Annotated in this window: 9 protein-coding genes; 4 read left to right on the top strand and 5 right to left on the bottom strand. The window is 66.6% G+C overall.

What is annotated here, in order from left to right:
• Positions 1-154: 154 nt before the first annotated feature.
• A complete protein-coding gene (locus FHG89_RS28210; RefSeq protein WP_167517541.1) occupies positions 155-667 on the top strand; it encodes a hypothetical protein in 513 nt (170 codons plus the stop codon).
• 739 nt (positions 668-1,406) lie between these two features.
• Here the strand turns inward: FHG89_RS28210 and FHG89_RS28205 are convergent.
• The gene (locus tag FHG89_RS28205; RefSeq protein WP_139587444.1) at positions 1,407-3,068 is read right to left on the bottom strand and encodes a hypothetical protein; all 1,662 of its coding nucleotides are present in this window, start codon (positions 3,066-3,068) and stop codon (positions 1,407-1,409) included.
• Between the two features lie 929 nt (positions 3,069-3,997).
• Between FHG89_RS28205 and FHG89_RS28195 the strand changes: the two genes are divergently transcribed.
• Entirely contained in the window at positions 3,998-4,675 is a 678-nt protein-coding gene (locus FHG89_RS28195; RefSeq protein WP_139587443.1) for an HNH endonuclease family protein, read from the top strand.
• A 52-nt stretch (positions 4,676-4,727) separates the two neighbouring features.
• Here FHG89_RS28195 and FHG89_RS28190 read toward each other — a convergent pair whose 3' ends face one another.
• The 4 genes from FHG89_RS28190 to FHG89_RS28180 all read right to left on the bottom strand — a co-directional run bounded on the left by FHG89_RS28190 (position 4,728) and on the right by FHG89_RS28180 (position 6,626).
• Positions 4,728-4,979 (bottom strand): hypothetical protein, encoded by a 252-nt coding sequence (locus tag FHG89_RS28190; RefSeq protein ID WP_139587442.1) that lies wholly within the window; start codon positions 4,977-4,979, stop codon positions 4,728-4,730.
• Between the two features lie 129 nt (positions 4,980-5,108).
• Positions 5,109-5,342, bottom strand: a complete 234-nt coding sequence (locus FHG89_RS28185; protein WP_139587441.1) for a hypothetical protein — start codon at positions 5,340-5,342, stop codon at positions 5,109-5,111.
• Positions 5,342-5,500: a hypothetical protein gene (locus FHG89_RS33140; RefSeq protein ID WP_167517540.1), complete on the bottom strand. Its 159-nt coding sequence runs from the start codon at positions 5,498-5,500 to the stop codon at positions 5,342-5,344. Before FHG89_RS33140 ends, FHG89_RS28185 begins: the two co-directional genes overlap by 1 nt.
• Before the next feature lie 151 nt (positions 5,501-5,651).
• The gene (locus FHG89_RS28180) at positions 5,652-6,626 is read right to left on the bottom strand and encodes a DUF6745 domain-containing protein (RefSeq protein ID WP_139587440.1); all 975 of its coding nucleotides are present in this window, start codon (positions 6,624-6,626) and stop codon (positions 5,652-5,654) included.
• Positions 6,627-7,014: 388 nt separating this feature from the next.
• Between FHG89_RS28180 and FHG89_RS28175 the strand changes: the two genes are divergently transcribed.
• Both FHG89_RS28175 and FHG89_RS28170 read left to right on the top strand, forming a co-directional pair.
• Positions 7,015-8,691, top strand: a complete 1,677-nt coding sequence (locus FHG89_RS28175) for an Hsp70 family protein (protein ID WP_244295931.1) — start codon at positions 7,015-7,017, stop codon at positions 8,689-8,691.
• A gap of 1 nt (position 8,692) precedes the next feature.
• Positions 8,693-9,256 (top strand): hypothetical protein, encoded by a 564-nt coding sequence (locus tag FHG89_RS28170; protein ID WP_139587438.1) that lies wholly within the window; start codon positions 8,693-8,695, stop codon positions 9,254-9,256.
• Positions 9,257-9,298: the final 42 nt, after the last annotated feature.

Genomic DNA, 9,298 nt, shown 5'->3' with positions numbered 1-9,298 from the left:
CCCTTACGGGCGACCGCGACGACGTCGCGGCGGAACTCCAGGGGGAACGCTTTCGGCATGACAGACATCCTTCCAGCGAGGAACAGATCCTCACAGGTCAGGAGTCAACCGAACCGGGTGCAGTCCCGTCAAGCTGCGGGACGCATTCGACGAGTTGTTCGATCCCCACCGGGGCGCGCGCGACCTCTCGCGGACCCGGCGGGACAGATCCCCGTTTGCCTTCGGCCCTGCTATGTGGGCCTCGGCGCCGGCGCACACCGTCAAAGAGGCGCTTGAGGAGCTGCTTGACGACGGGAGCGGCATCGACACGGGTCGCAGGGTGGCCGAGCAGGTGGCGGCTGCGGTCGAGTCCGCTAGGTTGATGCGCCCGGCGATGCGGATGGTGGCGCTTGGCCTGGACTTCCCGACGTACCTGAGGTTCGATTTCCTCGTACCTCATCTGACCGTGAGTTTGAATGGGAAGCGGATCTACCTGGCGCCGAAGGGCTACGCGCCTACAGATGAGGAGTTCGCGTTCTGCCTGGAGTTCGTCGTCACCGCTGCGCTACGTCTTGCCGCCGCAGAGGCGCATCAGCAGGACCCTGCTTGGCTCACTCGCCATCGGTCGGGATGGGTGGAAACCGAGAAGGTCCACGAACTCCCGGCGTCGCAAGAGGAGGGTGGGTGAGACCTTGACGGGTTCAGCGCCGCCGAGGGGCCGGTGCGAGCGCATCTCGGCGATCGAGCACCACCGGGCGCATTAGACGTTCCTCCGGCTATGGCGGGTAGGCGAGGCAGCCAGGAGGCAGCGAAAGACCAGCAGCGAGCGGTAAGAGGCAACGCTAGACAGTGAAGGGGCGTTGTTTAGCAGCGTCAAATCGCACTGGACGACATTTAGCAATGCCCCGCCCCCGCGCTCGGGACGAAGGGGCCGCGGCTTGTACGCCCATTCGCACGGCGAAGCCTGCTAGAGCCAGTCTAGGCCGACGGTAGGCGACAACACGAGCAGGCCGGCGGGATCACCGGCGACAGCCGACACTAGTCATGACCTTTGCGGTGCAGGGGTAGGCGCGCTTGCGGATCGCCCTGCGGGCGGCCGCCGGCCGTCCTCGGGCGTCCGCAGCGCCTCGTGCAGAGCGCGTACAATGATCTTGGAACGGAGAACCGGAACGCAGCCCAAGCCCGCAGGTAGCGACCACAGTGGTGAGACTGCCGCTGTCGCCTTCCTTAACCGTGTGTCGCAGGTTTGGTTCCGTCGCTAAGGGCCTGTAGCCCAACGATGACTTGGCCGCCAACAGCGGTCTCCGAGGCTGCGGACGCGTACTTATACAGGCGAGCCCCTAGTGCGTCAGAGTTGGTCCTGCGCCACGCCGCGTCACCCTGTGCCGGTATCCGGCGACAGTGAGGAGGGTCTGGTTCGGGCCTTCTCAAGTGGAGGAAGCTCGGGTGCTGACGGAGAGTTCGTTCAACCAAGCCTCAAGGCTCCGGATCCTTCCGTCCGTTATGTAAGCCTTCGCGCGCGCGGTGCTTCCTCTTGGCTGGCTCGGGTGGCCGTACGCAGCAAGCAGTGCAGCGGGATTTATGTGTATAACTGCATGAAAAAGTGGGCGGCCCTCGAACGTTCGCTCGCATACTGCCGCCAGGCGGGACGGGTCAAACTCATTGGTGAGCAACACGTAGTTGAGTGGCTGTCCTCCTGCTTGGAGGCTTGAAAGCGCCGTCAGATCGTCTAGGAAACGGATGTCCCGGTCCGCGCGCAGCGACCAAGCGCAGGCGACTATGGTCGGATTGTCATTGGGCTTCCCTACCAGCGCCAAATCCACTACCCGCTCACCCCTGGGTCGCTTTTCTGGGAGGAAGCCCGGAAGGTCGTGCGGTAAAGAACGGATCCGGACGTCGTAGGACTGGCGGATCTTCGGTATCCCTTGAAGGATAGCCCCCATGACGTCCTGGAAGCCCTCACCAAGAAGCACGCTTCGCTTTCTTTCATAATTAATTCGGAGCCGAATGCTGGCGGTGAGGACGCGTAGGTGCCCCTCGGGCAGTGAACTGCGGAGCCATGGCTCCAATTCTCGGCTGACGAAGTCGATAAGTCTTGTGTCTTCCCCCGGAAAGGGTGCCGCTTCGAATCTATTTGACCGACCCTGAGGGCCGCTGGTAGTGCGAGAGGGGTCCTGTTTACTCATGGCATAAGGCATGGTCCATGAGAATAGGACATCGATTTCAGAGCCAAGGTCACGGGGAGGGACGCCCAATTCACGGGCGAGCCACATGTGAAAAGCGAGCGATTTCGCGTACCAGGGCCGTCCTGGTTGGCACTTGTCAGATTCGTAGCAAGAGGCCAGGCCGCTCGAGGGGTCGATCCAGAGAAGCAAGCGGTAGATATTACGCCAAGCACCTTCGGGTGTTACAGGATACCGAGAGCTGAAGAATTGTTCGACCAGGCGCATGCGATTTGCATGGCCGAGAGGTATGTCGCGATAAGTTTTGTCGGTGCTGGTGTCGTTGGCTGCTCGCATTTGGGTGCGCAAATCGACTATCTGTCGGCGCAGTTCGGCGTTCTCGGCGGCCAAGTCGTTTTTGCTTGACGAACCGTTACCGGTCGATTGCCGCGACCACGCGGAGTCCTGCTCTTTGGTTGGCGGAGAGGTCTCGGCACTGGGCGTGGGTGATGGCGCGGAGAGAGTGTCGCTGGGGCGGGTGGCGGGTAGCCGCTGCCTCGGTTCCTCTTCTTCGACATCGACTTCCGCGGGTTTAGTGACGTGCTCGACCTTGCCGGTCTCGCCCGGCCAGCCGGTTGCGCTGATGACGCTACGAGCATCCTCGACCGCAGTCCAAAGTCCCAGGAACTGCTCGACATCGCCCTTAAGGGCTTCGACCACGAGTTCCAGCGGGCCCCACTTCGGGATGCTCTCGCAGCGCAACACGGCTATGACCGTGGTATGACTGATCGTCCGCATGGTGCGGCGGCTGATCTCTCGAGAGCTGGGCTTGCCCGCTCGAAGATGCAGCCGCCCGAGCTGGTGTCGTAACGTAGCCAGTGGATCATCGCCGGATCCCTGCATATCGGACGTCAGTGGCGTGCTCATCGTGGCCAACATGATGCCCGGCCTTGGCAAGAATTGTAAAGATCCCTCCTGCTCCGGAGCGCCGTCTCCGCTAACGGCGGTGCCGGTCGCACTGACCCTGGAAAACTCTGTGAACCCTTTGGAAGGTCTCGTCAGAGTGCGTAAACCCTCTTTGAGCTCATCTCAAGCTGGGAAGCGGCCACCGCAACCGGGGGATTCGCCACTCGAGGTGGCTACGCCATCAGCTAATCAAGTGCCAAGATGAAGGGTCTTCACGACAATGCACGAGTTGTCCACCGCTGCACTGCTTTGCGCCGGAGGGGTCGCCATGTTGGCGGGTGTGTACCTGTGGTCCGCCGACCGGGCTCGCCGTCGCCGTGCCATGGAGCTGCTTAGGCTTCTGCTTGGACGCTAAGGATTGCGCCGCGCGTCAGGGCCGACCGGCTTCTGGCAGCTGACTCCCCTGATTCGGCCGAGCAGCCTGGGAGGGCTGCTCGGCCACCAGCTTGAACTGCGAGCAAAGCTCGACATCGATGAGACACGGGCCCATCATCTCCGATGACGCGGAGTTCGGTCCCGCTACGGGAGCAAAGCTCGCACGATCCGCACTCGTCGTCGCACAGACGATCACAGCCGCTAATGCATCAGCCGCTCAGGGCGGCTTGCCGTACCGCCTGCCAGGCACGCTGAACGAAATCCAATGATCCGGACGGGTGATGTTGCAGCGAAGACGGCGGCGATCTCACATGCAAAACGCGGGCACCGAGCCGAAGCCCCAGCAGGGCCGGTTGCCGTGCCCGCCTCACCGCGACGTGTGCGAGGCACGCAAGCTGCCAACGTCGGCAAGGCGTCGTGCACGCGTCTCTGGTACTTCACAACACCGTCGCACTACCGTCACCATTATCGATGAACGTGACTGCCTGCGCGCCCATTGACGATGGAGGCCCCACATGCCGCGACTGACACTCGACACCCTGCCGCTTGCCCGCCGCCGTCCGCGCGCCGTAGCTATCGCGATCGCCGCCCTCGCAAGTGTGACTCTCGCGGCCACGAACGCCACTCCCGCGTCGGCGACGCCTCCCGGAATCCCGTCGAAGGCAACAGCGCAGTCACAGCTCAACGCCCTGACCGTGGCGACGCAGGGCTCAACCAGCGGCTACTCAAGGGACCTGTTCCCGCACTGGATCACGATCAGCGGTAGCTGCAACACCCGTGAGCAGGTCCTCAAACGCGACGGCACATCCGTCGTCGTCGACAGCTCCTGCGCGGCCACCTCCGGCCGTTGGTACAGCCCCTACGACGGCGCGACCTGGACTGCGGCCTCCGACGTCGACATCGACCACGTCGTGCCCCTGGCCGAGGCGTGGCGCTCCGGGGCCAACTCGTGGACGACCAGCCGCCGGCAGAGCTTCGCCAACGACCTCACCCGTCCGCAGTTGATCGCGGTGACGGACAATGTCAACCAGTCCAAGGGTGACCAGGACCCCTCCACCTGGCAGCCACCGCTGTCGTCGTACCGGTGCACCTACAGCAAGATGTGGATCACCGTGAAGTACAGCTGGGGCCTGACCCTGCAGTCCTCGGAGAAGTCCGCCCTGCAAAGCATGCTCAACACCTGTAGCTCCTGAGCGCGATCCAGTTGGCGGTCTGCGCCCCGAGGCGCAGACCGCCAACCGGGTGCTAGGTCTGCTGTGGCGGCTGGCTGTCGCCGGACTGCTTGCGCCACTGGCCGCCCGCGTCGGCGGCGAGCAGACGCTTGACCATGGCGCGCGCCTCGCCTTCGCTGTCGAACTCCCACCGGAGCACCCGGCCGGTCTCGCTGTCGCCGGCGCGGGCGGTCACCTTCCACCGCACCTCGCGGGTGAGCCACACATCTCGGCGGCCCAGGCGACCCCAGATCCCGTTCCACCAGCGCGCCGCCACATCCTCCACCAACGAATCGTACAAGCGTTCGATCAGCGGATGATGTTGGGTAGCGATGCGGCCGCTCTCGGGTGGCGTCGTTCTCTGGTCGGAAGATGGGTGGCTCGGGCTTCGGGCGTTTGGCAGCCCATGTCGACGTCACCGGTCCTCGGGGACAGGGCCGTCGTACCGGAAGGTTGGCGGGTCGAGCTTGCCGGCGCAGCGGAGGTAGCGGTGCTGCACGGGCTGGCTGGGGTGCTCGCGGGCGCCGAGGTAGGCGCCGCTCTGCGGCAGGACGATAGCCTGCGGAAGGAAGCCGTCGTCGTCGACCTCAATGTGGGTGATGCGGCCGTCGGCAGGGCCGCCGAGCAGCCATGCCTCGACAGCAGGCATCAGCGACTCACCACCAGCGTGGCGGCGGCTGACAGCAGGCCGGCGACGGCAGCGATGAGGGCGGCCGTCGCGCCGATGAGGCCGGTGACACCGGCGAGGTGCTCCAGTGGTGTCGACCTGTCCGTGCGCCGCGATCGGCGGCGTTCACCTCCGGTCATGGCTGCGCTCCTTCGTCGTTGGATGGACGTGGCGTCGTCCCCGCGCAGGTACTTCAGCAGGGGTGGTCCGCCCGATCAATGCCTGACCGCATTAGCTGTGGACAACTCAGGTGCCTGTGGATAACCAAATGATCACTGCGGGCTTCTGGGATCATCCGCCGCTCGTTGCCGACCCCGAGCGAGGTGAGTTGATGAGAACGCCGTCATGGGCCCAGACTTGGTGACCGTCGGGCCATTGAATAGCTGGCCCGTCGTCGGCATGGAGACGGTCCTGCTTGAGTGTGAGCAGGGTGGGTCGTTCACTCATGACCACGGTTTCCGGGAAGGGCCACCAGGGTCCGCTGCTGAGCGCGACGTCGCGGCAGCCCTGCCAGGCCGAGCCGGGGTCCGTATCGAAAACTCGGCGGTAGGTGTCGATGGCCGCCAAGACCATGAGGTCGGGGTAGAAGCACCAGGCGGGGTCGAAGAATCGGTCGTTGAGGTCAGGTGTGCTGTAGCGGACGACGGCATGGGCCTCATCGTTCTGGTCGACGACACCGTGCTCGTCCGACCAGTACCAGGCCGGTTGGAGCGTGTAATCGGCGCTGATCGCGCCGTCAATCGCCGACCACGCAGGGCTCAGGACGTGCCGGTAGGTCTGATGCACGGCGTGAAGCACGGGCCGCAGCGCCGATCGCTCGGACGGCAGGACAGGCGGGCACCGGTAGGGGCGCTCCATCAGGTCGTACCGCTCGTCCATACCGTCGTAGCGTTGCTCGCCGTAGAACCCTTTGCGTTCGAAGTGGTAGTGGAACTCGCCGAAGGCGGCGAACCTGTCAGTGTCGCTGGCCCGATCGATGAGTGGGGCGCGGGCTGCTGACAGCGCTTGGTTCAACACCGCGCGACGCACGGGATTGACGAGTGGGGCCTGCCCCTCTTCGAGGAGACTCCTGGTGAGCTCGAGAGCGGCCGAGGGAGACGGGCACCAGATGAACTCTGTGGGCTCGGGCTTGCCTGCGGTGCGGTAGGCGGCGCGGGCTGCGGCTTCGGCGGTGTCGTGGTCGGCGGGTTCGGTTGTCAGGACTGCGCGGGTCCATGTGCGGGCGATGCCGTCGGTGGGGTGGGCGGGTGTGTTGGAGGGCTTCACGGTTCCGTCCAATGCGCGTTGGTGTCGTTGGCAAGAGGCACGCAGGCGGGAGACGGCCTAACCACGAGGATTCCTTGAGGAGATTCTTCGGCGGTTCGGTGGGCGGTGACGCTGGTGCGGTTTCGGCTGACCTCTGCTGGCCGTGAGTGATTGACAGGTGACGTGAATGTGATCCTCATGTTTGACTATGGATATGGGGTCGGGGGATGCGCGGTTGTCGATCGATTGCGGCACCGCCGGCACCCATGCCGTCCTGGCGTGGGCCGACGGCAGCGCGCACGTGCTGTCCTTCGACGGGAACCCATCCCTACACAGCGCGTCGTATATGCCGGCGAGCGGACAGGTGGCGGGGCAGCCCTCAGCGCTCGTTCCAGGCCCGCGCCATCCGGTGGAGGACGCGACGGCAGGTGACGCTGGCGGCGACGCGCTGGAGGTGGCGGCGTCGCCTCTGCGCCGGGCCGCGGTCGAAGCCGAGCGGGTCGTCGGTCAGCCGGTGCGGGATGTGCGGGTGGTCGTCCCGGCGGGGTGGGGGCCCCGGCGGCGGACCTGGATGCGGCAGGTCGCGCACCGAGCGGGGTTGCCGCAACCGAGTCTGGTGGAGGCGCCGGTGGGGGTGGCCGAGTATCTGCTCGCCGCTGGTGTGCAGGTGCCGGTCGGTGCGTTCCTTGTCGTGTGTGATGTCGGGGCTGGCGCGGAGGTGACGGTGCTGCGCCGCGGGCCGGCCGGGTTCGAGGTCCTCGCGACCCTCGCCGACGCGGCGGCTGGTGGCGCGGCAGTCGATCAGGCGCTCGCCGACGCCCTCATCGGCGCGTCGATGGGGGAGGGGCAGGGCTTCTCGCGCGCGTCGGTGGCGGACAGCGTTCGGGTGGCCAAGGAAGCGTTGGTGAGCCATCCGGCGGTCACGGTTCCGCTCCCGGACCGGCCGCCGGTGATAGCGAACAGTGAGATGCTCGACGAGGCCGCCCGGCCGGTGGCGTGGCGCGTGGCGCAGTTGACGCAGGATGCAGTCGCCGCCGCTGAGCTCACAGTCGGCGACCTCACCGGTGTCTATTGTGTGGGCGGTAGCGCCCAGTTACCGCACCTGGCGGCGGCGATCGCCGAGCACACAACCGTCGTGCCCGTCGTCGTGCCCGAACCAGGGTTGGCCGCGGCGCGGGGCGCCGCGGACGTCGGCGCCGTCGATACCGCGACGGTCGAGCGGGTGGAGGTGCCGGTGCCGCCCGTGCGGCGGGCGGCGGCGATCGCGGTGCCCGGCTTCGCGTCGTTGGCCCTGATCTGGCAGTGCCTGCTGACCGCGGAGCAGCATGGGGTGCTCGGTGTGTACTACTCGGTGAGCGTGAACTGGGGCGAGTTCACGATGGCGGCCGTGATGGCCCTGCTGGCGTGCCTGGCCGCGGGCACCGTACTCGGCTCGCTGATCGCCGCCCGCAGTCCCACCCCCGGCACCCGAACCGAAGGGGGAAGGGTCAGCGTCGGGATCCTCGCCGCGGTGTCCCTCGGCGCGGCGATCGCTGGCCTGTACGCGGTGGTCACCAGCCAATACTTCGGTATGCCGGTGGGCCCGTACTTGAAGTGGGCGCTGTGGCCGATCGCGCCGGTGTCGGTGATGGCCGTGGCGATGGCGGTCGTCGCCGCCCGGCAGTGGCGTGCCCCGGCCGGCGGCTGGTCGGCGTTGCTGGCCGCGCCAACCGGGTCCATCGTCGCCGCCACGCTCGGCATGGGGTTGATCCAGTACTCGTTGACCGCCGACCGGTGGCCGGACCGGATCCTGTGGATCGACACCGCCGGCCGCGTCGGTGGCTTTTTCCTCGGCGTCGCCGTGGTCATGGCGGTGGTGACACCCCTGATGTTCCGCCTCATCCTCGCCGCCCCGGTGGCGGTGATCTGCGCGGCGATCGTCAGTAAACGGGCCGCCGGCATGCTCGGCGTCATCTACGCCATCGCCGTCGCGACCTGGTGGGCTACTCGGCTCTGGAGCCGTGTCCTGCGCCCCGCACCGCCCGCTTTCTCCTCGCCGTCCACCCGCCCTGCTCGGGCGGGCATGTCACCGGGTGGAGGCGGGTGACATGCGGTGGCCGCGGCAGCTGATGTCGCTGCTGTTCGTCCTCGCGCTTCTGGCCGGCCCTCCGACAGTGCTGCTGTCCCTGGTCGGACCACCCCTAGAAGGCTGGCCGAGCGCGGCGCAGGCCCGCGAGTGGGTGCAGAACCCGCTGACCGAACAGACTCTCACCGCCGCGCTGACCATCGCGGCCTGGATGGTGTGGCTCCTGCTCGCCTACACGGTCATCATCCGGGTGCTGGCCCGACTCCGCGCGACTGTGTCGTGGCTGCGGCGTATGCCGCTACCGACACCCCTGCAAGCCACCGCCAGCGGCATCGCCGGCGCGGCCGTATTCGGTGTCAGCTCCCACGCGATCACCGCACCACCACCACCACCGGACACGCAGCCGGTAGCAGCCGGAACCCTCAACGACGCCGCCAACCCGACGCCCTCAGACTGCGACGTCGTGGCCGACAGCGGTATCGGCGTCGCGGGTGGCTGGCTGCCACGCGACGTGGCCGAGCAGGTCAGCGCGGCGGCCTGCGCCCCTGGCCCGGTAAGACCGACCCCAGTTCGGGGCAAAGCCTGACCAGCGGTTGGCGGGTGGAGCAGTGACGAGCCGGCCGAGGCG

The sequence above is a fragment of the Micromonospora orduensis genome, assembly GCF_006228125.1.
Classification (GTDB): domain Bacteria; phylum Actinomycetota; class Actinomycetes; order Mycobacteriales; family Micromonosporaceae; genus Micromonospora; species Micromonospora orduensis.
The sequence above is the reverse complement of the archived record's forward strand: the minus strand, read 5'-3'. Positions and strand labels throughout refer to the sequence as shown.